The sequence below is a fragment of the Hymenobacter montanus genome (assembly GCF_014699115.1).
GTDB lineage: Bacteria > Bacteroidota > Bacteroidia > Cytophagales > Hymenobacteraceae > Hymenobacter > Hymenobacter montanus.
The window spans coordinates 195,255-220,727 of sequence record NZ_JACXAD010000004.1; the positions used below are offsets into that span (position 1 = coordinate 195,255).

Below are 25,473 nucleotides of genomic sequence, written 5' to 3' on the forward strand. Positions count from 1 at the left end.
CTGCGGCTCATCGGTGACCATTTGACAACGCATTATCCCGGCCGGTTGACATGGCGTATTTTGTTAAGTACGCTATCCGGTGGGTAAGCAGATTGGCAGTGGTGGATAATCTGTCACCAAGAACTTAGCCCTAGCCCGGCTGCCCGCGTTGCAAATGGGGGTTCATGTAAGGTAACATGGCGAAGTAGCGGGTGGCAATATCAGGTTGTATTTGCCCTCGTAATCGGACTAATCCGGCTCGTGTGCGGCAAGAACTTTGTCGAAGCTCTTATTCATGGCGTTTAGCTAAGGGAAAGGGTTACGCAGAAGATGTAGGAGTCGCGGCCTAATGCGGAAGCGGTTATTATTCCTCGGACGAAATAGCGGCGGGGCCTTCGGGCAAGTTCAGTAGCGGGCCCAGCAACAGAGCGTTAGTGAACAGGCGCGAAGTGCCGTGCCAGTAGTGGCGGAAATTGGGGTCGTCAGCGAACAGGACCACGCGCCCCGCTCCAACCTTGCTGACGACTACGGCCGCGGAATTGCCGATTTGGTGCAGATTGGCCGTCGATACGTAACCGCTCACCAGTGGTTTAGCGGTGTACTGGGCCACGGTAGCGTAGGGGTTGCGGCTGGGCCGCAGAAACGTGGTGCCGTTGCGAAACACGTAGAGCCGTCGGTTGGTGAGCCCAAAAGCAATGGGGTTAGTGATGTCAACATCCGCCGAATAGATGGAGCCGGCAATAGCGCGGCTGCCTTCCTGTTCCTGAGTCACGAAGTCGCTGCGGCGGGCGGGCTTGCCTTTGACTGTTGTAGTATCGGCCCAGCCGCCGTTGGCGGGCACCAGCAGCTTCTCCTTCACGATGCCCTGCCGGATGGCCCACTCCGACGCACTTTTGAGGGTGATGAGCGTGCCGCCCTCCTGCACCCAGCGGCGTAGCCGGTCCACGGCAGTTCGGTCCAGGGCGGCGTAGGTGCCGCCCACCAGCACGAGGCTGGTGTAGCGGTCCAGCGGGGCCCGTCCGAAATTACTCACTTCAATCTTACTTAGGGGCAAGCCCAGTTGCTGGCTGGCCAGGAACCAGGCTTCGCCCACCTCCGAAGAGTTCGTGCCGGTGCCCACCAGAATAGCTGCTTTGGCTTCCGGCACCGTGCGTACGTTGTTCGAGCCCAAGTCGATGCCGCCCACGCTGAAGCCGGTCGTCACGCTCGTAAACGCCACCTGCGCTTGGCGGCTCACCCGGCTCACCACTTGAAATACCGAATCGGGTGGGAGCTTCTGGGCCGCCACGGGAATAACCAGCGTGCCGTAGTCAAAATCGGTGGGCTGGGTGGGCGAGCCGGCGCTGAACGGTTTGAAGCTAACCTTCGCTACCACGCCGGCCCGCTGCAAGGCCACCAAGGCTTTGGCAGCGTTGTAGTCGGACCAGGGCAGGAGGTAGGCGTAGCTGCTCGACCCGCCGCGCACAGTGCCATCCAGAAGTTTTGGCGTCCGCACAGCGGGACCTTGCACTAGCTGGGTGCCCTTTTGCTTGCTCACTGGCAAGCCGTAGGCGTGGGCCTGGCTCCATCCCGTGACGTCGTAAAATACGCTGTCGTGGAAAGTGGTCAGCTCTTCAAACAGGGAGTTGATGATGCGATACTGCGGCTGAGCCGTGGGCACCACGTAAGCTTGGCCTCGCACAAAGGTTTGCTTATCGAGGGTCACCGTTTGGGCCAGCTCGTGCACCTCAATCTGGTGTTGGAGCAGCAGGGCAAGAAACTTGTTGGTCAAGGTCGGGTCCTGGGCGTTGCCGAAGACGTAGGCCTTGGTCGGAAACTTCTGGGCGGCGGTGAGTGCTGAAGTGAAGAACTCGCGCTGGTGGCGTAGGTACAGCTCTTTTTCCTCAACCGCGCCGCGGACGGTAGCCAGGCCCGTGGCCACGTGGTTACGGATGGTGAAGGGGAAAGTGACCACGCCGTTGCTGCTCTCCTGGGCCAACCCGCGCGAGCTGCCCACTTCAAATGTAACGCCCACGCCCCCCTGGAAATCAGGGTAAGTGGAGCCGTAGATGGGCGAGAGGTTGTCGAACTGTTCCTTGGTCCAGTACAGCGTACCGAGGTGGTCAAGCGACTTGGCAAAGTACTTGGCTAAGTGTACGTTCAATACCTCGTAGGTGGCACGGGGAATAAGGTCGTTCTCGGTGCTGTGGGGCTTGGAAGGCTCAAAGTAGTACGTGCCGTTGGTCCCCATCTCGTGGAAGTCTATCATCACGTTAGGGTACCACTCGTGGAAGAAGGCCATGCGGGCCCGGCTTTCGGGCTGGGTTAGGGCCAGCCAGTCGCGGTTGAGGTCGGTGTAGAAGTGGTTGGTGCGGCCCCCGGGCCAGGCTTCGGTGTGCTCCCGGTCGAGCGGGTCGGTTACGTTGGGCCACGACTTGTTCTGGTCGAACCAGTGCGAGGCCCGGTCGCGGCCATCGGGGTTTTCCAGGGGGTCGATGGTCACCACGGCTTGTTCCAGCCACTGCGTCGTTTCGGGGCTAGTCGAGGCCGTGAGGTAGTAGGCCAGCAGCAGGGCCGCTTCCGACGACGAGCTTTCGTTGCCGTGTACCCCGAAGTTGAGGCTCACCACCACGGGCAGTTGGCGGTAGTCGGGCGCGGGCCGCTTGGGGTCGACCAGCGCCCGGCGTTCCTGTTGCAGCGTCGCCAGCTTTTGCTGGTTCGAGGCCGCCGTGATGGTGGCTACCACCTGGGGCCGTTCCTCGAACGTAGTGCCCAGCACCCGCAGGCTTACCTTGTCCGACACGCGATCCAGCTCGCGCAGATAAGCCACGATCTGGTCGGAGCGGGTGTAGTGCGAGCCGATAGGATAGCCCAGAAATTGCTCCGGCGTGGGCACGGCCGGGTCGAAGCTGCCAGCCGGGGCGGCGGGGAAGAAATAGCGGTTTTGCGCGCCAACCGGGGTGGCTAGAGCAAGGGCTAGCGTGAGCAGGGCGGCGGAAATAGACGTTTTCAACATGGAGGTCTGAAATCAAAAAGAATGTGTGAGGACCAGCCGGGAGGAGGTGCCTGCCAGCGGTGCGGTCCCGAAACCACCTAATATCCGGGGTTCTGCTCTAGGCCGGGGTCGGCTACTAAGTCGTTGAAGGGAATGGGAAAGACCCAGCGGCGCTGGTCCGTAACACCTAGTACTGTACCGGCGCGGCCCGTGCGCACGAGGTCGAACCAGCGGTCGGCTTCGAAGGCGAATTCTACCCGCCGCTCGTTCTCGATGGCCAGCAGCAGGTCGGCTGCCGTGGCCGCGGTGCTGGCCGGGACCCCGGCGCGGCCCCGCACGACGTTCAGGTCGGCCAGGGCGCCCGTGAGGTTGCCGAGGCGGGCGCGGGCCTCGGCGCGGATGAGGTACTGCTCAGCGAGACGCAGCACGTAGCTGGGGTCGTCGCGCTGCGCCGAGCGGCTGTAGAGGTTGCCATAGGTGACATTAGCGCCGCCAATGACGGTGCTGGCCAGCAGGGCGGCGCGGTTGCCGCCCACGGCTGGGTCGTTCAGCAGGGCAATGGCCGCGGGCACCGGCTGGAAGTTAAACTGGCCCCCCAGGGCGCTGGGAAACCAGTTGTTCCACATTAGGTTGGCGTCGGCGTTGCTGAAGGTCAGCTCGAAAATGGACTCCCGACTGAGAAAGGGCGCCGTGGAAAAAGCGCGGTAGGGGCTCACCAAGCTGTAATTCGGGCTGCTGATGAGCTGGCTAGCGTAGGTTTCGGCGTCGGCCCACTGCTGGCGGTAGAGGTGCAGGCGGGCGCGCAGGGCCCGGGCCGAGGCTTTCACGGCGCGGTTGCGGGTGGCGATGTCGGGCAACAGGCTCTCCGCTTGGGTCAGATCGGCCAGCACCTGGTCGTAGGTTTTGGCGAGGGTGCTGCGGCGCAGGCCCTGGCCATTTTCCTTGGTGCGGGTGGGCGTGAGCACCAGCGGCACGCCACCCCAGCCGCGGCCTAGGTCGAAGTAGGCCAGGGCCCGCAGAAAGTATGCCTCACCGAGCAGCTGGTTTTTCTCCGCGGCCGGCAGCAGGGGGTCACTAAGGCCCGGCAGGGCGGCAACGACGTTGTTGGCCCCGTTCACGGCCTGGTACAGCTGGGTCCAGGCTTCGGTAATCAGCACGTTGTCGGCACTGAGCTGGTTCTGGTCGATTTGCAGGAATTGGTTTAGCGTGCCGTTAAAGCGCACGTTCTCGCCCGGCAAGAAGCCTAGTACCGGCCAGTTGAGCTGGTAGTAGGCCTGCACCCGGTCGTACACGCCAATGGTAGCGGAACGGGCACTGCCGGCGTCCGTAATGGCCTCGTCGGCGGGCAGCTGTTGCACGGGGGTGGGGTCCAGTAGCTTATTGCACGCCGAAGAACCCAGGACTACGGCGGCCGCTTGGCCGGCAAAAAAGAGGCGGAATAAGATCTGTTTCATGTCAGTAAAAATTAGAATCCGACCGTGGCCCCCACCTGGAAAGTGCGGGGCTGGGGCACCGTGGCCCAGTCGAAGTTTTTGGTGTTGGCCACGCCGCTCTGGGAGTTTACTTCCGGGTCGAGGCCGGAGTAGGGCGTGATGGTGAAAAGATTAGCCGCTTGCACATACACGCGCAGGGAGCTGAGGTGGGCCTGGGCCGCGACCGCGGTGGGCACGGTGTAGCCCAGCGACAGCGTGCGCACCCGCAGGAAGGAGCCATCTTCCAGGTAGCGGTCGCTCAGGTTCTGCACCACGCCGCCGTAGTTGTTGCTGGCTGGGTTGGTGGTTAGGCGGGGAATGTCGGTTACGTCGCCGGGGCGCTGCCAGCGGTTCAGTTGCTCGGCCAGGTAGCCGATATTGCTCTGCGTACCGCCATGCACCAGGAAGAAGCGATTCATGTTCATGATTTTCGCGCCCTGTTCGAAGTTGAGCGTGAAGCCGAGGTCGAAGCCTTTGTAGGCGAACGAGTTGCTGACACCGCCGAAGTAGTTGGGCCAGGCGTTGCCCACCAACTGGCGGTCGGCCACCGTCAGCTGCCCGTCGCCGTTCACGTCCTGGTACTGGGCGTCGCCGGTTTCGGGGTTCACGCCCGTTTGGTGGTACAGCCAGAACGAGTAGAGTGGGGCCCCTTCCTGCAGCCGGAAAATGTCGCGCGAGCCGGTCGTGATGGGCGCGGCCAGCTTCTCAATTCGGTTCACGTTGCGGGCCACGTTGAAGGTAGTACTCCACTGCACGGCGGCTGATTTCAGCCAGGTAGCCGTGAGTTGCACTTCCACGCCTCGGTTGCTTACCGCGCCGTAGTTTTCTACTACTGAGGCGAAGCCCGTTTTGCGCGGTACGGGCACGTTCAGCAGCAGGCCCGAGGTGTACTTGTCGTAGTAGTTGAGCTCTAGTAGCAGGCGGCTATGCAGCACGGCGGCATCCAGGCCCACGTTCCACTGGCGCGTCGATTCCCAACTCAGGTTAGGATTGGCCAGTTGCAGTGGGGCGGTGCCGGGCAGGTCGAGGTAGTTGGCGCCGCCCTGCACCAGGCCCAGCGCCGCGAAGTCGCTGATGCCGGCTTGGTTGCCGGTTTTACCAAGGCTGCCCCGCAGCTTCAACTCTTGAAAGATGTTGAGGTCTTTCACGAAGTTCTCCTCGCCCAGCCGCCAGCCCAGGCCCACGGCCGGGAAGTAGCCCCAGCGGTTCGCGCGCCCAAAACGCGAAGAGGCATCGGCCCGCACGCTCACGTCGGCCGTGTAGCGCTGCCGGAACGAGTACGTTGCCTTGCCGAAGAACGACACCAGCCCGGCCTCGGAGCGCGACGACGAGCCCGTCTGCGTCGCCGCCGAGGCAATGGTCGTTAGGTCGTTACCGGGGAATTGCTGCCCCGCCAGGCTGGTGCGCTGGAGGGTGTTGCGCTGCAGGGTATTGCCGATAAGGGCCTGGAGGGAGTGGTTTTCATCGAAATCGATGCTGTAATTGAGCGTCTGCTCATTCAGCAGGGTGATGTCGCGCGCCAGAAACGAATTAGCGGTGCCGCGCGGCTGCCCGGCCAGAATCAGCGTGTTATTGAAGTTGTTCTCGTACATGTCGTTGAAGTCGATGCTCCAGCTGCTGCGCAGGGTTAGCCCCTTAAGGAGCTTATAGTCGACGTACACGTTCGAGATGACGCGTGTCCCCACCGCATCATTGTTTAGGTTATTGATGAGTGCCAGGTGGTTGTCGAAGGAACCGTACTTGGCGTAGGTACCATCGGGGTTAAACACCGGCAGGTTGGTGCGCGGAAACAGAGCCGAGTTGATGACGCCCACCGGGTTATTGTCGTTGCTGCTCACGTTGCGGCGGGTGCGGGCCAGCGCGGTGCTCGTGCCGATGCGCAACTGCTCGGTCACGGAATTGTCCAGGTTCACCCGTAGGCTGAACCGGTCGAAGGCGCTGGGCCGGGCGATGGATTCCTGCCTGAAGTAGCCGGCCCCGATGTAAAACTGGGTTTTGGCCGAGCCCCCGGCGGCCGACAACTCGTAGCTCTGAGTTGCGGCCGTGCGAAACACGTCCTGTAGGCGGTCGTAGGTCGGTTGCTCTTCGGGCCGGCCCCGCCCGCCCGCTGCCACCGGACGGTAGGGCCGCAGCGTGGGATCGCCCCCATCATTAATAAACCGCTCATTTTCCAGGGTGGCCAGTTCGGGCCCGCTCGCCAGCTGGTATTGCTTAGGCGCCTTCGACCACGCGTGGTAGGTGTTGAAGGTGAGGCGGGTTTTATCGCCCGCCTTGCCTCGTTTGGTCGTGATGAGCACCACTCCATTGGCCCCGCGCGAGCCGTAAATGGCCGTGGCATTGGCATCTTTCAGGATCTCGAGGCTTTCGATATCCTGCGGGTTCAAGTCGGCGAGGGGGTTAGCCGAAACCTGGTTGCCTAAGCCAGTGGCAATCAAGTTGGTGTTGTTAATGAACACGCCATCGACCACGTAGAGCGGGTCGTTGCTGGCATTTACCGAATTGCTGCCCCGAATGCGAATGAAGATGCCACCGCCCGGCACGCCCGAATTGGCCGATACCTGCACGCCGGGCGCGTGGCCCTGCAACAGTTGGTCGGGGCTGGCGGCCGGAATGTTTTGCAAGGTCTCGCCCCGCACCGAGCTAATGGCGCTGGTCAGCGTTTTGCGGTTTTGCTCACTGTAGCCCGTCACCACTACTTCGGAGAGCTGCTGCAAATCGGGCCGGAGGGCGACGGCCAGCGGGCTGCCGGCCGCCAGCACTTCCTGCTTCGCGTAACCCACGTAGCTGAACTCCAGGGCTCCCTCAGTGGGGGCCGCAAGCGAGAAATGACCGTTGGCATCGGTGGTCGTGCCGGCACTGCTGCCCTTGACGATTACCGTCACGCCGGGCAAAGGCGTGTGGCTGGCCGCGTCCGTCACGGTGCCGCTGACCAGCGGCCCGGTATTCGACTGGGCCGGACTGGCCGTGATGGCGCCGCCCCAAAGCAGGAACAAGAGGGCGCGCCGAAGCGTACTTGTTTTCATCAGAATAAACAATTGGAAATGAAGGGCCCGTGCGCCCCCGGCGCGGAGCGGCCGGGCAGCTATTGGCGAAGACCCAGAAGGGAAAAGGGCGCTTTATCGCCACCCACCTCGTACCTCGTGCGCAGAAGGAAGGGGCAGCCGCTCGCAGTGTTCCGCCGCCCGGTCGGGCCGCCGTTGGTGCACCACGACGCCCGGCCCGAAGCCCCGGAATTGCCCGAAATGTGAAGCAAGGCCCGCGTTCGCCGCCAGAGGCGGATACGAGCTGGCTGCCGGGAGGCCACTGCCCGAACTGGGTAAGTCCGCCCGGCAAGGCTGGGTTAAGAGTTACTCAGCCCCGGTTGCCAATAGGCCGGTAAGGAAAGGATAAGCTGACCTAGCTTAACAACCCCGACCGGCCCGCCGCATACAGACGGCAGCACGCGGCGTACAACAACCCCCGTGGCTAATGGCAAACGGGGCGGGCGAGAAAACGGAGAGAGGACGCGAAAAGTCCATAGCGTTTGTTTTTATATGGTCAGGACTTGGCACCGTGCCAGCCGGGGCTGGGTGGTTGCCGGCGTTTCGTCGAGCCTGTCTCTCCACGCCTCTGTATAAAAACAATCCTTTGGTCAGAAGGAATTGATGCCGCAAATGTAAAGCGGCATTTTTAAAAAAACCTAATTCAATCTCCGAATTTTGTTGCTATCAGCGGCGGAGTACCCGGTGCCCCGCTCGTGGCAGATGGAATGAAATCCGTCCCGCAGGCCCGGATTAAAGGTATTCTTCCCCAAAACGCACGTCTTTGGCCGTAAGAACGGGCGAAAAGTACAGGCTCATTTTGTTTCGGTTAACCCGAAGGAATGCCGATAAAAAGGTGGGAGGCAGCCCCGGATACGTACGCCCCAGGCTTAGTAAATTCGTTCTGCACGCGCTACTTGTGGCCGTGACCTTGTTCGCCGACTACGGCCCCAGCGGCGCCCCCACTGGCACGGCAAAGCGGGCCCAGACCCGGATATGCCAACAGGCCGTTGATTACTGCCAACTGGCAATAATCAACGGCCTGCTTCTGGTGGGTTCGGACCTAGTACCTTGGATTCCGCGAAAGGTGCGGAGTAATCTCCACCGACGGGGGCTAGAAGATAGATGGTTCCGGCCGTCTGGGGTCTATTTCCGCAGGGCAGCGGAAACTACAAATTGAATCCGGTCTTGCCGCTATGACTCGTTGCGTGAGGCGGCAGTAAGGGCCGGTGTGGTCGCGTTGCCGCCGCGTAGAAGAACCTCAACTTTCATCCGGTAGCCCCGGCTATTCGGAGCCTTCGGTTTAGGGCCGCGGGTTGATCAGCTGACTCTCCACCCGCTTCAAGTAGTTGATAGCCGTGGTTGAAAACACCGGGTAATCTCCCGACAACTGAGTCGCCGCCTTATTGTAGCTGTAGAAAAACTGGAATGGATTCTCCACGTCGGGCACGATCTCCCCCAGCAGGTTGGCCTGCTTGATGGCTTTGCCCATGTATTTGCCCGGCTGATGCCCCGCATCGGTTAGCACGGTTTCCCGGAACTGGGTCGCGTTGCTGATAACTTCTTGAGTACTTAACCGCTCCAGCTCCGCGTTCAGGGCCCTAATATAGTTTTTGGACAAGTTCTCGTCGTCGTAGCGGGGAACCAAGCTGGCAACCGGTGAATCCGGGCTGCCGAGAATTTCTTTGTCAATCAGGTCCGCAAGGCCTTCACCAGAGATGCCTCTAAGCGCGTCTTTCAGAATGACCCGGGCATCGGTATCGGGTAGTTGCAGCTTGAGGCGCTTTTGCAGCGCCACCCCGGTCACCGAGTGAAAGGCTTCGTGTGCCGTCAGGGTGCCCTTGCCTCGGGCGTAGCTGTCGATTTTATACGCCAGCAAGGCATCCTGTATAACTATGTCTGCGAACCCGTTGGCTTGCCCCTGCCCAAAATACGAGTACGTGATAGGTGGAATCAGGCTCTCCTGCTGCAGCCGGGGGGGGAGCATGGGGTAGAGATGCTGCTTCACCGCCTGGCCGATGCGGAGGCTGCCATCGTTCAGGCTCGCTGAATATGCTTTGAGCTGCGGCAGATTGCTTTTATACTCAAACTGGTAGGCGAGAAATGCCCGTTGCTCCGGCGTAAGGATCTCCGGCACCTTGTAAGTCCCCCGCATGTAGTCTTGCTGCTCCTGAGCCGTCGAGATTCCCCTTTTGATGAGCAAATCGTAAATATACGTACCCAACAAGGCATCCCAATCGGCTTGCGGGGGCTCCTGCTTGGCCGAAAGGGTTTCGGCAATCTTGATGTAATAATCGAGCGGCTTGGTGTCGACGCGGAGGTCGGGGCCGGAGGGGCCGGAAGGGGTTACGTCCGCGTCTTTTTTGCAAGCGGTGAGCAGCAGCAGCGGGGCGAGCAGCAGCCGGAAAATAGTTGAAGTTTTCATAAAAAGTTTAGGGTTTAGCGAGGAGCTGCTGGCAGCTCAGATGGTTGGCTTGAATACTGCCGGCCCGCCGCAAGAGTTGAATCAGAATGACAACCTTCCCCAATCGCATGACAACCTGGTGCAAAACCAGTATGAGTCGGCCTGGGTCCATTTTTAGCCCCCCATAAGCGGGCTAGGAAAGCCGCGCGGTAGGATTCGCTCAGCGGAACGGTGGTCCGGCCCAGTTGAATCAGGCTGCCCTCCACTTACCGGATGTTGGCCAGCGCAACCAGGTACGACTTGTGCACCCGCACGAAGCCCGCGTCGTCGAGCGTGGCGGCCAGGGCTGAGATTTTGCCCGGCACGAGCAGCGTTTCGCCAGCTGCCCTAGCCGGTCCACAGGCTAGTAAAAGATAGCCCAAAGCACATAAGCAGGCCGTTGATTATTGTAGTCAACGGCCTGCTTATGCGCTTTGGGCTGGTGGTGGAACGACTACCCTAGGTTCCGCGCGTTCGGGGTAACATCCTCTTGTATTCGCGGAAAGGCTGGGACCTGTCGTCGCTCCGGGGCGTACCGACGTAGGGTAGCGGAAACTTATCGACCCGAATCGGGTCTTGCTGTAACTCCTCGTCGCAGAGCTCCCAGCCGGAGCCCCTCGGTTTAGGGTTAGGGTTAGGGTTAGGGCCGCGGGTTGATCACCTGACCCTCCACCTGCTTTAGGTAGTTGATGGCCGTGGTTGAGAACACCGGGTAATCTCCCGACAACTGAGTCGCCGCCTTATTGTAGCTGTAGAAAAACTGGAATGGATTATCCACGTCGGCCACAACCTCACCCAGCAGGTTAGCCTGTTTGATGGCTTTGCCCATGTACTGCCCCGGCTGATGTCCCGCGGCGTCTAGCACGGCTCTTTTGAATTGGTTCGGGTCGCTGATAGTCTCGTCGGTGCTCAACCGCTCCAGCTCCGCATTGAGGGCCCTGATATTGGCTTTAGACAAGTTATCATCGTAGCGCGGAACCAAGCCGGCAACCCGTGAATCGGGGCTGGTGAGAATTTCTTTGTCAATCTGGTCTGCCATGCCTTCCTGGCCGATGCTCGTAAGCGCCTCTCTCAGAATGACCCGGGCATCAGTATCGGGCAGTTGCTTGAAGCGCCTCTTCTGCGCCACCCCGGTCACCGAGTGGAAGGCTTCGTGCGCCGTCAGGGTGCCTCTGGTCCGGGCATAGCTGTCGACTTTATACGCCAGCAAAGCATCCTGTATAACTGCTTCCGCGAACCCGTTGGCTTGCCCTGGCCCGAAGTACGTGTACATGACGGGTGGAATCAGGCTCTCCTGCTGCAGCCGGAGGGGGAGCATGGGGTAGAGATGCTGCTTGACCGCCTGGCCGATGCGGAGGCTGCCATCGTTCAGGCTCGCCGAATACGCTTTGAGTTCCGGCAGATAGCTTTTGTACTCAAAACCATACGCCAGAAAGGTCCGCTGCTCCGGCGTAAGGGTCTCCGGCACCTTATAAACCCCCCGCAGATAGTCTTGCTGCTCCTCGCGCGTCGAGATTCCTCTTTTGATGACCAAATCGTAAATGAACGTTCCCAAAAGGGCGTCCCAATCGGCTTGCGAGGGTTCCTGCTTCGCCGAAAGGGTTTCGGCAATCTTGATGTAATAATCGAGCGGCTTGGTGTCGACGCGGAGGTCGGGGCCGGAGGGGCTGGAAGGGGTTACGTCCGCGTCTTTTTTGCAAGCGGTGAGCAGCAGCAGCGGGGCGAGCAGCAGCCGGAAAATAGTTGAAGTTTTCATAAAAAGTTTAGGGTTTAGCGAAGAGCTGATGGCAGTTCAGATGGTTGGCCTGAATACTGCCGGCCCATTACCAAGGTTGAACCGGAATGACAACCTCCCCTAATGGCATGACAACATGGTGTAAAACCAGTATGAGTCGGCTTGGCTCTGGCTGCCATCCAATGGTGGCGAAGCGCTTGCGCTACGCCGTCAGCGGGTGCCTGGCGGGGTCCATTTTTAGCTCTTTACAACCGGGCCAGGAAAGCCGCGCGGTAGGATTCGCTCAGCGGAACGGTGGCCCGGCCCAGTTGAATCAGGCTGCCCTCCACCTGCCGGATGTTGGCCAGCGCAACCAGGTACGACTTGTGCACCCGCACGAAGCCCGCGTCGTCGAGCGTGGCGGCCAGGGCTGAGATTTTGCCCGGTACGAGCAGGGCTTCGCCACCGGTCATGTGCACTTTCACGTAGTTGCCGCAAGCCTCGATGAACGCGATGTCTTGTACGAACACCTTGCGAAATGCCTTGTCCACCTTGAAAAACAGGTAGTCGAGGGGCCTGCGGGGCGGGGGCGCAATGGGCGCGGCGGGGGGCACGAGCAGGGCGCGGTCCAGGGCTTTAAGGAACCGGTTGAGGGCAATGGGCTTGAGCAGGTAGTCGACCACACCCAGGTCATAGCTGGGCAGGGCGTATTCGGCGTAGGCCGTGGTGAGGATGATGCGGGGCGGCTGCGGCAGCGAGCGGATGAGCGCGAAGCCGTCCACTTCGGGCATTTTGATGTCGCAGCACATAATATCCACCGGCGTTTGACGCAGTACGGCCAGGGCCTCGTAGGCGTTGGCGCAGCTGCCGGCCAGGCGCAGGTCGGGACGTGTTCCCACGTAGCGCTCCAGCACTTCGCGGGCCAGGGGCTCGTCGTCGACGAGCAGGATTTGGGTCAGAGTTTCAGCCACAGGTGTACGCGGTATTCGTGTTCGGTTTCCGTCAGGGTTAGTTCATGGCGGTCGGGGTAGAGCAGCTGCAGGCGCTTACGCACGTTGGCGAGCCCGGTACGCGTGCTCTTGGTCGGTGGCGGCGTAGCGGGCTTGGAGTTGACGACCTGGAAGAACAGCTCGTTGCCTTGCCAGGAAGCGTCAATCTCGACACGAATATTTTGCACCTGGGTTTCGACGCCGTGTTTGAAAGCGTTTTCTACGAAGGGCAGCAGCAGCATCGGTGCCAGAAACACGTCGGTCACGTCGCCCTGCTGCCGAAACACGACCTCGGCGCTGGGGTTGAGCCGGATGCGCTCCAGGGTCAGGTAATTGTCGAGGTAAGTCAATTCCTCGGCCAGCCCCACCTCGGGTTGCGCCGCGGTGGCCACCATGTAGCGCATCAGGTCGGCTAGCCGGAGTATAGTGTCGGGGGCGCGACCCGTGTCGCGCAGGGTCAGGGCATAGATGCTGTTCAGAGTATTGAATAGAAAGTGCGGATTGACCTGCGCCTTGAGCAGTTGCAGCTCCTGCTCGGCCTGCGTGCGTTCGAGAACCTCGACTCTGAGTCGCACCTGAGAGTCGTCGCGCAGGAGCTTGATGCCCAGTGTGAGGACCATAAACAGCAGCAGTGTGATCGCGCGCGCGGCCAGCATGTACTTAGCGCCGATCCACCAGACCAACAAGGTGGCGTTGAGCCACGCCACGCCCAGTATCAGCCCGACCACGGCCGCGAAGTAGGCCACGTAGCGGCGGCGGCGCAGCAGGCGCGGCAGCAGGAAGTAATTATGCAGGTAGGTGCTGCCGGCAAAGGCGAACAACACCCAGAGAGAAGCCGCAATGTTGATCGGCCTGCTCTGGCCAGAGCCAGGCACCAATGAATTGAAGACCCCCAAACCCAACAGAACCAGCCAGAAACCGAGGTGCAGCAGGACGCGGCGTGCGAGCGGGGAAAGGGAGGGGGCCTTCATGGCGGCAAAGTAGGCAGGATTACTCAGTGGTTCACCTGCCAAAGCACTAAGGCTAAGTCATTACTGGACTAAACCCAGATGCATCTGGCGATTTCATGCCTGTTATTGCCTGACTTACCCCCGGATTTGCCGCACTCGTCATTCTTCTTAGTTCAAATCCAGAGGCCGCTACAAATCCATCGTACAACGGGGCGAAATAAGGGAGCCAGTGGTTTCTGGCTGCGGATGCTTTCCTGGAAATGCGCAAGAAATATGCGGGTATTTTGCTGTCTGTCGTCTTGGCTCTGTGAAGTCTTCGCAGGTTGACCGCCCGGGCGCTACCCGGCTGCGAGCCCTTAAGCTGACAACCAAGTGTCATCAATGTCCACGCTCTGATGCTTGAAAACGACTTTTCTGATTTTCTGAACAAGCAAAAGCACGCCTCCAAGTGCCTAATTAAACCACTAGGCAGCGGAGCCTGCTCAGCCTACTGCTCCCTGTCCTAACGCACTAAACCCGTGGGCTGCCTGTGCCCGACGCCGCCGTGCGGGCAGCAACCCGGTGCTGGTGCTCAAGTAAGTACTTCCTTTTTGTCGTCTACCACTGTTTTATCAACTTTTTTGCTCCTTTCATGAAAAAACTGTATGTAACGATGGTCGGACTGCTGACCGCTGTCGGCGCCCAGGCCCAATCCCCGGCCGCGCAACCGCCCCGTGATTTTTCGCAGGGCGTCCACGCCTGCTCCCAAGCCCACCAAAAGGCGGCCCGGCGCGGCCCTACCACCACCCGGAGCCACCGCCAGAAAATGGACCGCTATGACGTAAAATACTACAAGCTCGACATTGCCCTGGAAAACAACTCGCGCGACGTGAGGGGCAACGTGCGTATGAGCGCGCGGAACCTGGCCGAACCGCTCGACTCGCTGGCCTTCGAGCTGTACAGCACCATCACCATCGACTCGGTGGTGCTGAACGGCCGCCGCTCGTCGGGCTGGCACCGGAGCGGCAACGACGTGACGGCCCGGTTGCCGCAGCCGGTGCCGGCCAACACCGTGTTCGATGCCTTTATCTACTATCATGGTACCTCCCCCTACGACCCGACGGGCACCTCCAACACCATTGGCAATGGGCTCAGAACGGCCAGCGAGGTGAGCATAGGCGGCACGAGCTTCCCCTATAACGTGACCTTCAGCGCGTCGCAGCCGTTTATATCGCACGAGTGGTGGCCCTGTAAGCAGGTGCTGACCGACAAGGCCGATTCGCTGGACGTGTGGGTGACGACGAGCAGCGTAAACAAGGTGGGCTCGAACGGAGTGCTGCAACGCGTGACGCCGCTGCCGGGCGGCAAAAGTCGTTACGAGTGGAAGCACCGCGTCAAGCCCATTGCCTACTACCTCGTGTCGGTAGCCGTGGCCCCCTACACCGAATACGTGCAGTACGCCAACCCCGCGGGGGGGCCTCAGGTTCCGATTGTCAACTACGTCTACAACCCCGATTTCCTAGCTTTTTTCAAGGATGAAATTGACCGCACGGCCGGCTTTCTGGAAAACTACTCCACCCTGGTGGGCCCTTACCCGTTTGCCGGCGAGAAGTACGGCCACAGCACGGCGCCCATCGGCGGAGGACTAGAGCACCAGACCATGACGACGATCTCGGTGTTCTCCTTCACCCTGACGGCGCACGAGCTGATGCACCAGTGGTTCGGCGACAACGTCACCTGCGCGTCCTGGGAAGATATCTGGTTGAACGAAGGCTTCGCCACCTACGGTGAATACTTGTCGGCAGTGTCCAAGCTCTCCCCGACTGAGGGGCGGCAGTACATGGACTTTGTCCACGCCAACGTAATTTACGGCGCCAGTGAGCCCGGCGGCCCTATCCTGGGCGGCAGTGTGCGGGTGGCCGACACCACCGATGCCCGGCGCATATTCGATTCCCGGCTCTCTTACAAGAAAGGCGCCGCGTTAGTCCACATGCTGCGCTACTTGGTCAACGATGACGCTAAGTTTTTCCGGGCCCTGCGCACGTACCAGGCCACGTTCAGCGGCCGCACAGCCCGCACCCGCGACTTGCAGCGCATTTTCGAGGCCGAAGCCGGCCGGCCGCTGCAGTACTTCTTCGACCAGTGGTATGCCGGCGAAGGCGTGCCGACGTTCAACGTGCGCTGGAACCAAGTGGGCCCTGCTCTGTACCTGAGCACCACCGAGGTGGCCAGCGCGCCGGCCATCACGCCCTTCTTCGACACGGAGCTGGACTACCGGCTCACCTTTACCGACAACAGCACCCAGCTCGTGCGCTTGCGCCAGGCCCAGGCCGTGTCGGGGTACACGGTGCCCGTGCCGGCCGGCAAAACGGTGGCCAGCATCAGCGTCGACCCCGACCAATGGGTGCTGAATGCGGAGGGCACCGTCGTGCGCGACAACAGCTTGGTGCTGAGTACGGCCGCCACCCGGGCGACGCGCGTGGCCGTGTATCCGAATCCGTGCCACGAGGGGTTGATCGTGACGGACCTGCGGGCCCGGGCCCTGGCCGAGATCACCGACGCCACGGGCCGGGTCGTGCGTCGCCAATCCCTCGAGACCGGGCAACCCCGTCTTACCACCGGTTCTCTTCCAGCGGGCCTGTATCACCTGCGCCTCACCTACTTGACCGGGGAAACCAGCTTGGCCCGGTTCGTGAAGGAATAGCTTGGGGCGCGGCTTTGGGCTGGGCTACTTTCCGGAGACCTATTAAGAACCTCTTACGGGGCTAAGGTGCCCTACCAGCCCTCATTGTCCGCCCTAGCAGTCCACACGCTAGTAAGCCATACATAAACAGGCCGTTGATTACCGCCACTTAGCAGTAATCAACGGCCTGTTTAGGTGATCGGGCTGGTAGCTAAGCTAGTACCCCGGGTTCTGCGCCAGGTTCGGATTAACGTCCACCTGCGTTTGGGGGATGGGGAAGAGCAGGTACTTGTCGGCGCTCTGGGGCTTACTGGCGCGGGGCAGCAGGAACTTACCGAAGCGAATCAGGTCTTGCCGGCGCCATTCCTCGTTGTAGAGTTCCCGGCCGCGCTCATCGAGCAGCTCATCCAGGGAGAGGGAAGTCAGCGCGCTGGCTCCGCGGGAAGGGTGGGTGCGAATGGCATTGACCAGATCCAGGGGAGTACTGCCGTAAGAACCGGCGCTAGTCGCGGTGCCGCCGCGTAGAATGGCCTCAGCCTTCATCAGCAACACATCGGCCAGGCGGAAGCTCACGTGGTCATTATCGGCTCCGCCGTTGCCGCCCCTTTCTTCGCTGGCGTAGTCCACTGGATATTTCAGCGGACGGATGCCCTTCACTTCGAGGTCGCGGCCCGTTTCGATAATGTTGATGTCCTTGGTAAAAATAAGCGGCGCGCCCGAGCGGTCCTGGAGCGGCGCGTCGTCTTTGAAGCTGTACTGCTGGCCCGCGAAGTAGCCCACGTTGGTGCGGTTGCCCGGGTTAGTGGCGTTGGGCGAGTTAGCCCGGTAAGCGCTGCCCCGCCGCTTATCGGTTGCCTCATACCTATCGTACGTTACGGGGGTGGTGGCTGGGCCATTGTAGCCGTTGACGGGAACCAGGTTGTAATGCAAGACAAACTTCCAGTAATCCCGAACGGCCCCGGCATTGCCGTAGCTATTCTCCTGGGTGAAGATATTCTCCTTGCCGATGGCCGTATTGTTAGGGGCGAAGTTATCGAAGTAGTTGTCGGTGAACGTGTACCGGCCGCTATTAATCAACTCATCGGCTAGCCTGATAACCTGATTCATGTCGGCCGCGTCGAAGGTTGGCGCTTTACGGTTGGCATAAGCCCCTTTGTTGAGGTAGCATTTCATCAGCAGGGCACGGGCCGCGTCTTTGTTGGCTTTGCCGGCCGGCCCAGCGGGCAAGTCTGGCTGCACCGCCTGGATTTCGCTAATGATGTAGGCCAGCGCTTCGGTACCTCTCCGAACCCGGGACGGATCGGCCACGCTTTCGCCGGGGTCGCGGTACGGCACTTGGTCGTAAAGGTCCAGCTCCCAGAACATGGCCCAGGCCCGCAGGAAGCGCGCTTCGGCCTGCTGCTGAATGCTGGGGTTATACCGCAGGATGTCGGTGGCCGCAAACACCACGTAGTTCAATTGACTGAACGTATCGCGGACGCGGTCGTTGTTGGCATCCCAGGTGTGCAGGTGCAGCGCCCGCCATTTGCCGTTATCGTCCCAGTCGGGCCCCCGGGTAGGCATAATAACCTCGTCGGTAGACACCTCCTCCAGCGCATACACACTTTGGCAGCCCTGAATGGGGTCGCGCAGCGTATTGTAGACTCCAACCAAAAGGGCATCCGGGCTACCGGCGACAACTTGGTCGGAGGTTAAATTCCCCTTAAACTCCTCGTTGAGAGAGCAGCTGTTCAGTAGCGGCAACAGGGCTAGAATGGCCGCCGTGCCGACGCGTTTTTTCTTCGTCATCGTTGAAATAGTAAGGTAGCTTACAGAGAAAAATTGACGCCGAGGGTGAAGGTGCGCGCCGTGGGATAGCCCGCGTAGTCTATTCCCGCCGAGGGCACGTTGTTAACCGTCTTGTTGGTGTTGACTTCCGGGTCGAAGCCCGTGTAGTTGGTGATGACGAACAAGTTCTGCCCCGTGGCGTAGATGTTAGCGCCCTTAAGGAAGGTGCCCAAATCGCCAATCGCGTACGAGAGCGTCACGTTCGACATTTTCAGGTAATTGCCTTTTTCGAGCCAGCGGGTCGATGGGGCGGCCGGGTTGCCGGTCGCTTCTTTGATCGGGTTTTCGAATGTCGACAGCGCAATGTTGCGGCCGGCTCCAATCTGTCCTATATTACCTACTGCGTTGAGCGTGTTGTTATAAATTAACTGGCCGAATACCCCCGTCATGTTGGCTACGAGCGCCAGTTTGCCGTAGCGGGCGTTGGCGCTCAGGCCGAGCAGGGTTTTGGGGTTCGGGTCGCCGGCGTAGGCTAAGGCACCGTTATTGGCAAAGATGTTGAGCCCCTGTTCGTTGAGCCCCTGGTACTGTTGCACGAAAAAGGCATTGAGAGGTAAGCCATTCTGAATCACCTCGGCCTGCACTCCCGTCAAGCCCGGGCCATTGATTTCGCCGGTGGAAATCGAGTAGGGGAGGCCCGAGACTTTATTACGGATGAAGGTGGCATTGGCGTTGAAGCCCACCGTCACGCGCTCATTGCTCAGGATGGTCGTGCCAATGGCTACCTCAACCCCTTTATTCACAATCTCACCGGGCAGGTTTCTCCATACCACCGCATTAATGCCGTTGGTGGGCGGCGGCGACGGCAGAATAGGGGTGCTGGGGAACAGCAGCCCGGTTGTGGTCTTGTAGAAGTAATCAACCGTAGCCGTCAACCGGTTGTCGAAAAAGCCCAGGTCTACCCCGGCGTTGTACTGGCGGTCCGACTGCCACTTCAGGTTCGGATTGGGGCTGTTGAGCTGCACCAGGGCCCCGTTGTCGTTCAGGGCATAACGGGCCTGGGCCGAGCCCGCCGGAAACTCCTGGTTGCCGGTGCGGCCGTAGCCCACCCGGAACTTGAGTTGGTTTAGCGCCTTATTATCCTTCAGGAACTCTTCCTGGCTAGCATCCCAGGCCGCGGCAATGGAGGGGAAATAACCGTACTTGTTGTTGCCGCCAAACTTGCTGCTGCCATCAGCCCGCAAGGTCCCGGTCAGCAGGTAGCGCTCCTTGTAGTTGAAAATCGCGCGGCCAAAGAAAGATTGCAGCCGGTAAGAAGGATCGATAAAAGAGAAAATATTGCGACCCGCCACATTCGAGAACTGGATGTAGTTGGTGTAGTTCAGCCCGTATGCTCCGAAGCCTCCCGCCGGCCCCTTCGCGTTTACGTTTGAGCCCGAGTTCTCGAACATTGTGTATTCGTAGCCCAGCAGGGCATTCAAGTTCATGTCGCTGGCAATCTGCTTATTAAAGCTTAGGGTAGGCGTGATTTGCTGAGTGAGCAGCTCGTTGTTGCCGATAGCAGCATACCCCAGGTCCTGGTATTCGGAGTAGTTGAGCTGCTGCCCGATGGCCGTGCGGCGAATACCCGTGCTGTAGTTGACGCTGTAGAGGGCCCGCAGCTCCAGCCAGTCGGTAAATTTATAATGGGGCGACACGCTGGCCAGCGCAGTGGTTACCCGGGAGTTGTCGTCGTACAGCTCCGACGCGGCCAGGGGGTTGATGACGTTGCCGCCGCGAGTAATATTGAGGCTCCCATCCGGATTACGCAGCGGTGCCGTGGGATTCCACTGCAGGGCCTGGGTGATGAGGCTGCCCCGAAAGCCAGCATTGTTGGAAATGGCGGCCAGCTCCTCTCGCGACTGGCTGGCTACGATGTTAACGTCGACGCCCAGCTTTTTGCTTTCCAGAAACTCCAGGTTGGTGGAGAAGTTAGCGCTGTACTTTTTAAACCCCGTCTTGCGCACAATGCCGTCCTGGTTCAGGTAGCCGAGCGAGAGCCGGTAGCGGCCCGTCTCGCCCCCGCCGCTCATGGCTACGTTATAGTTTTGCAGCACCCCGGTCCGCAGAATGGCGTCCAGCGCGTCGGTGCTGGCGCCCTGGTCGCTGGTTGTGGGCAAGCCATAGTAGGCCAGGGCCTGCCGGTACTGGCCAGCATCGAGGAATTTCATCTTTCGCATGATGGACGACACCCCGGTAGACAAGCCGACATCAATCCGAGGAGCGCCCGTCTTACCCCGCTTCGTGTTGATGATGACTACTCCGTAGGCTGCCCGCGAGCCGTATATGGCCGTTGCCGAAGCGTCTTTCAGGACGTTTATCGACTCGATGTCATTCGGATTGAGGAAGTTAAGAGGGTTGCTGTCGGGAGTGCCGCCCAGCGCGTCCGTCGTCAGGCCCGGTCGGGCCGAGCGGCCGTCGAGGGGCACGCCATCCACGACGTAGAGCGGTTGGCCGGTACCAGTCACGGCCGAGCTGCCGCGAATCTTTACCGTCGCCGCGCCGCCCGGTTGCCCGCTGCTGTTCGTGATCTGCACGCCCGATACGCGGCCCTGGATGAGCTGGTCGGGCGAGGAATAAGTGCCCTTGTTAAAATCCTTCTCGCCGATAACCGCCACGGCCCCGGTCAGGTCGCTCTTCCGGGCCGTGCCATAGCCGACAACCACTACTTCGCTCAAGCCCTGGACATCTTCCTGCAGAACTACCTCCAGCGTAGACTTACCCGTGATGGCGACTTGCTGCGGGGCGTAGCCCACGAACGAGAAGACTAACGTGGTGGCCGAGTTGGGCACTTGCAGCTCGAAGGCCCCCTCGGCATTGGTGCTGTTCCCAATGGAGGTGCCGGCTACGAGCACCGTCACCCCCGGCAAGCCGACCGCCTTGGCATCGACTACCCTGCCGGAGATAGACCGGGTATCCTGGGCCCAGCTTAACGAGGGAAAAAAGAAAGCGAACAGCATGGTCATCGCCAGCGCTATTAGTAGCTGCCGCCGGATAGGGCCGGCCCCAACTGCGGCCGTCGGCTGATACGATTTGCATCGTTGGTACCAGTTAGTACTCATGAGGAAAAAATTAGGTGGTAGAAATTGTGGAAAACGGTGTTTGAAGGAGACTAGCCGCAAACGTTTTCGGGAATAATCAAAAGAAAGTACTTTGTACTATTCAATGAGAAACGGCAACCAAATAGTCCCTAAGGCAAGGGGAAATTTTAAAGCAGCTTTGCATCCTAATAGTGGAAGACCCGCGTTGATCTTGACCATTAACTGCGTTGTAGGTGAATAACAAATTTTTACTATGTTTTACAGGAAGAGCAGGGAATGTCTGTGCTGCCAAAGGCATTGCACAAATCAGCTGAAAATGGAGGGGGAGAGGCAAAAAGCCCCAAGCTGCGCCGCTACCACTTAGTAGCACGAGGAGCCCGACTCAACGCTGGGAGGTGGGTTCAGCACCAATATCAGCTCGGTGGTTTCCTCCGCAGAGGCACTCCAAGGCATTGGAAGTGGGCCTGAGCGGGGGCTACCAGGGTAGGCTTCTGGTTGGCTTCAGCAGGGCGGCCGAAAATCCAAGGAGATAGGTAGAAAATCAGACATGGTAGTGGGGAAGGATCAGAGGTGGAAAGGAATCTGAGCGGGTAAAGATTAGATAATATTTAGTAAAAAGCCAGGCATCGGGGGACCGCCCAGACCGGTATTTGGGCCGAAATCGATAACGTTATCGATTTCGGAGACTAATCTTTTTTGGTCTTGCGAAGCAGGTTTGCTGGCCACTCGCCAAATTGCAGTAGAAGGTTAGGTATTTAGCCCGGGCAGAAATGCCGTGTTATGCCTACCCCTCATTCCCTCCCTTTCCTGTTCTACCCATGAAACGAGCTACCCTACGCGACATCGCGGAAGCCCTTGGTATAACCGCCGCCACGGTGTCGCGCGCCCTGAAGGGCTACCCCGACATCAGCAGCCGCACCAAGCAGGCAGTGCTGGCCGTCGCCGACCAACTGAATTATGCTCCGCACCCACTGGCCGTAAAGCTGCGCCAGCAGGAGTATAAAGTTATCGGGGTGGTGGTGCCCGACATTATGCACCCCTTCTTCTCCGACATCGTCAGCGGCATTGTCGACGTAGTGGAGCAGCTGGGCTACCACGTAATGCTGAGCCAGAGCAACGAGAGCTACGAAAAAGAAGTCCGCGTGACGCAGATGCTGCAAGCCACCGGCATTGATGGGCTTCTGATGTGCCTCTCCAACGAAACCGTGACGGTGGACCACCTGCGCACCCTGCGGGAATACGACCTGCCCATCGTGCTCTTCGATAAAATCAGCCTTGGCCTGGACGTCAGCACCGTCGTCACCAATGACTTTCAGGGGGCCTACGATGCCGTAACGCACTTGCTCCAGCAGGGCTACACGCGCGTGGCCCACATCAAGGGGCCGGTGCACCCCGAAAACAGCCGCCAACGCTTTGCGGGCTACCGGGCCGCGCTGGCGGACTACGGGGTGCCATTTCGGCCGGAGTACGTAGCCGAGTGCCAGGCCGTGACCCACGCCGAGGGCTACGCGTTCGCCCAGCAGTTCCTGGCCCTGCCGGAGCCGCCCGAAGCCATTTTTGCCGTTACCGACGCGGTCGCCATTGGGGCCATCGGGGCCCTGAAGGAAGCTGGCCAGCGGGTACCCGAGGACATGGCCGTAATTGGCTTCAGCAACTGGACGGTGTGCGAGCTGCTGGAGCCCACGGTCAGTTCCGTTGTGCAATCCGGCTACGACATTGGCTGCCGGGCCAGCGAGCTGTTGTTACGCGAAATCCAACAGCTGCGCGACGACCAGCCCCGGGAGCACCGCCACCTGGTACTGAACGCCGCCGTAAAAGTTCGGCAATCGTCGCAGCGCACGCCAGCCATTACGGTCGCTTAGGTGGAAGTTCGCTATATTGGGCCAGTCGCCCGGAAGCAATTGGCACGACAACTCCAGGTGTTTGATATATAATGAGTTAACCCCCAATACGCGTGAAGTGGTAGCCGGCCTGCTAATTTCCCGGCGGTCTGGCAGGGCCATCTTGCCGGAAAGGGGCTGGCAGGCGAGTGCCGGCTGTTTTGACGGGTCTTAAAAAATCTACTTTTTTCTCCGATGATGGACTTGCAAACCGACGCGCTGGTGGAAACCGTTGTGCTGCCCGCCAGCAGCGAGCGCCTCAAGGAGTTGGGGATGGGCGGCATTCCCACCTCCAAGGAAATTACGGGCCTGGAAGTGCGCCTTTCCCGGGTACTTATCAAGGACAACCGTACGCCTAAGGTACTGTTCCTGCCCGGCCGGGCCGATTTGTACGTTCTGCTGCTCGTGGTAGATAACCTGGGCCAGGGACCCTCGGCGCTAACCCTCAGCGGCTTTGCCAGCATCGACGACAACGAAGATTTGCCCGTGGACAAAGCCGCGTACTACTGGACGCCTACCGCGGGCCAGCCAACGGCTCCCACCCAGATTCACGTACTACTGTCGGTCATCAAGAGCAAAAAGAAGCTGCGCGATGCCGGAGAGATGCTGACCGCGGCCCAGGCTAGCGCAGCCTACCAGTCCGGGCTGACGCAGCTGCTGAAAGCCGTCGCCACGGCCCCAAGTCAGGTTGCGGGCTTGGCCTTGACGTTGGGGGGCATCATCGGCGGCTTTTTAACGCACGTCGAAGACCGGCCCCTGTTCACGCAGGTGGTAAGCTTTACGGCCATCAATGGTGACTTCGATGCCTTGGGCAAAACCGTTCACACGCAGGAAACCCCGTTTGTCCGCACCGACCTGACGTTGGTGGTCCGGGACCACCAGCAGGAAGCAGCGCTGGCCGCTCACCTGAGCAAGTCCTGAAAGGGTAACACCAGCAATTCAGCCAGACTTATCTCTTTTTTCCCTGTCTAACCCAGCAATGGATCCCGAACCCGAAGACCTCTCAGACAAACCGTTTGAGCCTTCCATCCTCAACCAAACGGTAATTTCCATTCCCTTGCTCCGCTTGCTGGCCGCTGAGCGCGCCCGCCTGGTCAGTGAGCCCGCCTCCCCTAGGCTGTTTAGTATCATCATCGACTTGAACCTGGAGTATCCCGGCGGGCGGGAGGGCGCCAAGCAATGGATTGTGAAGACCCTGAACCGCCTGGTGCCCCAACATACCACCAACCAGAAACACCTTACGGCGGGCATAAAGGCCGACAAGCAGGTCAAGAATCAGTACAGCCAGCAGTACTTGTTCGTCCGCCTGGAAGCCGCGGTTATTGAGGCCCTGGTTGAAGAGGACCGGTATCATTATGACGACCCGCCCAAAGCCGATGGCCCCCTCGTCAGCCCTAAAGCCATCTATCACATCTGGCCCGACTTTGCCATCAAGGGCCTCCTCAACAAATCCATCTCTACGGTGAAAGGCGACGCCGCCCAGGCCTCGTATGCCGCGTTCGGCGAGGGCATCGTGTGGGCCGTAATGGATTCGGGCATTGACCGCCGCCACCAGCACTTTGCCACCTACGGCAACCTCGATCTCCCCTTGCCCCTGAAGCACGCTGACTTTACCGGCGCGGCTGGCCCGGAGGCTGCCCTGGAGGATAAGGTGGGGCACGGCACCCACGTGGCGGGCATCATCGCGGGCATGTGGCCCAAGGAGGGCCCACCTCCGAAAGCCTACAACCGGCAGCGCGACGAGAGCGGCGAGGTAACCTACGCCCAAGTAGAAGTGAAGGCCATCAGCGGCATTGCCCCACGGTGCAAGCTGCTCAGCATAAAGGTAATGGACGACGATGGGGAAGGAGGCAGCCAGGGGGAGGCCAGTAACCTCATCGCCGCCATTGCCATGATTCAGGAGCTCAACGGCTATGGCCGCAAGCTGATTGTGCACGGGGTAAACATGAGCGTGGGCTACGAGTTCGACCCGGAGTGGTTTGCCTGCGGCCAAAGCCCGCTGTGCGTGGAAATCAACCGGCTGGTCCGGTCCGGGGTGGTCGTGGTGGTGGCGGCCGGCAATACGGGCTACGGCGCCAGCCAAAGCCGCTTCAATGGCATCGTATCGGCGGGCATGGGCCTGACCATCAACGACCCCGGCAATGCCGATTTAGCGATCACGGTAGGATCTACCCACCGCGACAAGCCCCACGTGTACGGCGTGTCCTATTTTTCCTCGAAGGGCCCCACCGGCGACGGCCGTGCTAAACCCGACCTGGTCGCGCCGGGCGAAAAAATCCTGTCGTGCGCGACGGGCGCTCTGCTAAAAAACATGCCTCTGAAGGAGCAGAGCAGCAACTACGTGGAAGACAGTGGCACGAGCATGGCCGCCCCGCACGTGTCGGGCGCCATTGCGGCCTTTCTCTCCATCCGCCAGGAGTACATCGGGGAGCCCGAAAAGGTGAAAGAAGTTTTCATGAGCACCGCTACCGACCTCAAACGGGAGCGCTACTTCCAAGGGGCTGGCTTGGTAGACCTGATGCGGGCTATTCAGTCGGTGTAGG

Annotated in this window: 14 protein-coding genes and 1 riboswitch; of the genes, 4 read left to right on the forward strand and 10 right to left on the reverse strand. The window is 60.2% G+C overall.

Features of this window, described 5'->3' with window-relative positions:
• Window positions 1-343: 343 nt before the first annotated feature.
• The 8 genes from IC235_RS05065 to IC235_RS05100 form a co-directional block, all read right to left on the reverse strand.
• On the reverse strand, window positions 344-2,974 hold the full coding sequence (locus IC235_RS05065; RefSeq protein WP_191004078.1) for a M14 family zinc carboxypeptidase: 2,631 nt from the start codon (window positions 2,972-2,974) through the stop codon (window positions 344-346).
• A 77-nt stretch (window positions 2,975-3,051) separates the two neighbouring features.
• On the reverse strand, window positions 3,052-4,407 hold the full coding sequence (locus IC235_RS05070; protein WP_191004079.1) for a RagB/SusD family nutrient uptake outer membrane protein: 1,356 nt from the start codon (window positions 4,405-4,407) through the stop codon (window positions 3,052-3,054).
• An 11-nt stretch (window positions 4,408-4,418) separates the two neighbouring features.
• The gene (locus IC235_RS05075) at window positions 4,419-7,448 is read right to left on the reverse strand and encodes a SusC/RagA family TonB-linked outer membrane protein (protein WP_191004080.1); all 3,030 of its coding nucleotides are present in this window, start codon (window positions 7,446-7,448) and stop codon (window positions 4,419-4,421) included.
• A 503-nt stretch (window positions 7,449-7,951) separates the two neighbouring features.
• Window positions 7,952-8,045: riboswitch (SAM riboswitch) on the reverse strand.
• Between the two features lie 703 nt (window positions 8,046-8,748).
• Window positions 8,749-9,870 (reverse strand): DUF5700 domain-containing putative Zn-dependent protease, encoded by a 1,122-nt coding sequence (locus IC235_RS05080; protein WP_191004081.1) that lies wholly within the window; start codon window positions 9,868-9,870, stop codon window positions 8,749-8,751.
• Window positions 9,871-10,115: 245 nt separating this feature from the next.
• Window positions 10,116-10,271, reverse strand: coding sequence for a LytTR family transcriptional regulator DNA-binding domain-containing protein (locus IC235_RS05085; RefSeq protein ID WP_191004082.1), 156 nt, complete (start codon window positions 10,269-10,271; stop codon window positions 10,116-10,118).
• 257 nt (window positions 10,272-10,528) lie between these two features.
• Window positions 10,529-11,644 carry a DUF5700 domain-containing putative Zn-dependent protease gene (locus tag IC235_RS05090; protein ID WP_191004083.1) on the reverse strand — a complete coding sequence of 372 codons (1,116 nt, stop codon included), beginning with the start codon at window positions 11,642-11,644 and terminating at the stop codon, window positions 10,529-10,531.
• Window positions 11,645-11,868: 224 nt separating this feature from the next.
• A complete protein-coding gene (locus IC235_RS05095; protein WP_191004084.1) occupies window positions 11,869-12,573 on the reverse strand; it encodes a LytR/AlgR family response regulator transcription factor in 705 nt (234 codons plus the stop codon).
• Window positions 12,558-13,562: a sensor histidine kinase gene (locus tag IC235_RS05100; RefSeq protein WP_191004085.1), complete on the reverse strand. Its 1,005-nt coding sequence runs from the start codon at window positions 13,560-13,562 to the stop codon at window positions 12,558-12,560. The genes IC235_RS05095 and IC235_RS05100 overlap by 16 nt, the downstream gene beginning before the upstream one ends.
• Window positions 13,563-14,172: 610 nt before the next feature.
• On the opposite strand from IC235_RS05100, the gene IC235_RS05105 reads away from it, so the two are divergent.
• Window positions 14,173-16,224 (forward strand): M1 family aminopeptidase, encoded by a 2,052-nt coding sequence (locus IC235_RS05105; RefSeq protein WP_191004086.1) that lies wholly within the window; start codon window positions 14,173-14,175, stop codon window positions 16,222-16,224.
• Window positions 16,225-16,419: 195 nt separating this feature from the next.
• Here the strand turns inward: IC235_RS05105 and IC235_RS05110 are convergent, their stop codons facing one another.
• Both IC235_RS05110 and IC235_RS05115 read right to left on the reverse strand, forming a co-directional pair.
• Complete coding sequence (locus IC235_RS05110) at window positions 16,420-17,991, reverse strand: RagB/SusD family nutrient uptake outer membrane protein (RefSeq protein ID WP_191004087.1); 1,572 nt, start codon at window positions 17,989-17,991, stop codon at window positions 16,420-16,422.
• A 20-nt stretch (window positions 17,992-18,011) separates the two neighbouring features.
• Window positions 18,012-21,071 (reverse strand): SusC/RagA family TonB-linked outer membrane protein, encoded by a 3,060-nt coding sequence (locus IC235_RS05115; protein WP_191004088.1) that lies wholly within the window; start codon window positions 21,069-21,071, stop codon window positions 18,012-18,014.
• Between the two features lie 797 nt (window positions 21,072-21,868).
• Between IC235_RS05115 and IC235_RS05120 the strand changes: the two genes are divergently transcribed.
• The 3 genes from IC235_RS05120 (at window position 21,869) to IC235_RS05130 (ending at window position 25,472) form a co-directional block, all read left to right on the forward strand.
• Complete coding sequence (locus IC235_RS05120; RefSeq protein ID WP_191004089.1) at window positions 21,869-22,912, forward strand: LacI family DNA-binding transcriptional regulator; 1,044 nt, start codon at window positions 21,869-21,871, stop codon at window positions 22,910-22,912.
• 213 nt (window positions 22,913-23,125) lie between these two features.
• Window positions 23,126-23,851, forward strand: coding sequence for a hypothetical protein (locus IC235_RS05125; RefSeq protein WP_191004090.1), 726 nt, complete (start codon window positions 23,126-23,128; stop codon window positions 23,849-23,851).
• Window positions 23,852-23,909: 58 nt separating this feature from the next.
• Window positions 23,910-25,472 carry a S8 family peptidase gene (locus tag IC235_RS05130; RefSeq protein ID WP_191004091.1) on the forward strand — a complete coding sequence of 521 codons (1,563 nt, stop codon included), beginning with the start codon at window positions 23,910-23,912 and terminating at the stop codon, window positions 25,470-25,472.
• Window position 25,473: the final 1 nt, after the last annotated feature.

Bases quoted from the DNA above. Each gene is read 5' to 3' on its own strand.
- IC235_RS05075 (WP_191004080.1), bottom strand. From the start codon at position 7,448: ATGAAAACAAGTACGCTTCGGCGCGCCCTCTTGTTCCTGCTTTGGGGC.
- IC235_RS05070 (WP_191004079.1), bottom strand. From the start codon at position 4,407: ATGAAACAGATCTTATTCCGCCTCTTTTTTGCCGGCCAAGCGGCCGCC.
- IC235_RS05130 (WP_191004091.1), top strand. From the start codon at position 23,910: ATGGATCCCGAACCCGAAGACCTCTCAGACAAACCGTTTGAGCCTTCC.
- IC235_RS05120 (WP_191004089.1), top strand. From the start codon at position 21,869: ATGAAACGAGCTACCCTACGCGACATCGCGGAAGCCCTTGGTATAACC.
- IC235_RS05065 (WP_191004078.1), bottom strand. From the start codon at position 2,974: ATGTTGAAAACGTCTATTTCCGCCGCCCTGCTCACGCTAGCCCTTGCT.
- IC235_RS05090 (WP_191004083.1), bottom strand. From the start codon at position 11,644: ATGAAAACTTCAACTATTTTCCGGCTGCTGCTCGCCCCGCTGCTGCTG.
- IC235_RS05105 (WP_191004086.1), top strand. From the start codon at position 14,173: ATGAAAAAACTGTATGTAACGATGGTCGGACTGCTGACCGCTGTCGGC.
- IC235_RS05115 (WP_191004088.1), bottom strand. From the start codon at position 21,071: ATGAGTACTAACTGGTACCAACGATGCAAATCGTATCAGCCGACGGCC.
- IC235_RS05100 (WP_191004085.1), bottom strand. From the start codon at position 13,562: ATGAAGGCCCCCTCCCTTTCCCCGCTCGCACGCCGCGTCCTGCTGCAC.
- IC235_RS05125 (WP_191004090.1), top strand. From the start codon at position 23,126: ATGATGGACTTGCAAACCGACGCGCTGGTGGAAACCGTTGTGCTGCCC.
- IC235_RS05110 (WP_191004087.1), bottom strand. From the start codon at position 17,991: ATGACGAAGAAAAAACGCGTCGGCACGGCGGCCATTCTAGCCCTGTTG.
- IC235_RS05080 (WP_191004081.1), bottom strand. From the start codon at position 9,870: ATGAAAACTTCAACTATTTTCCGGCTGCTGCTCGCCCCGCTGCTGCTG.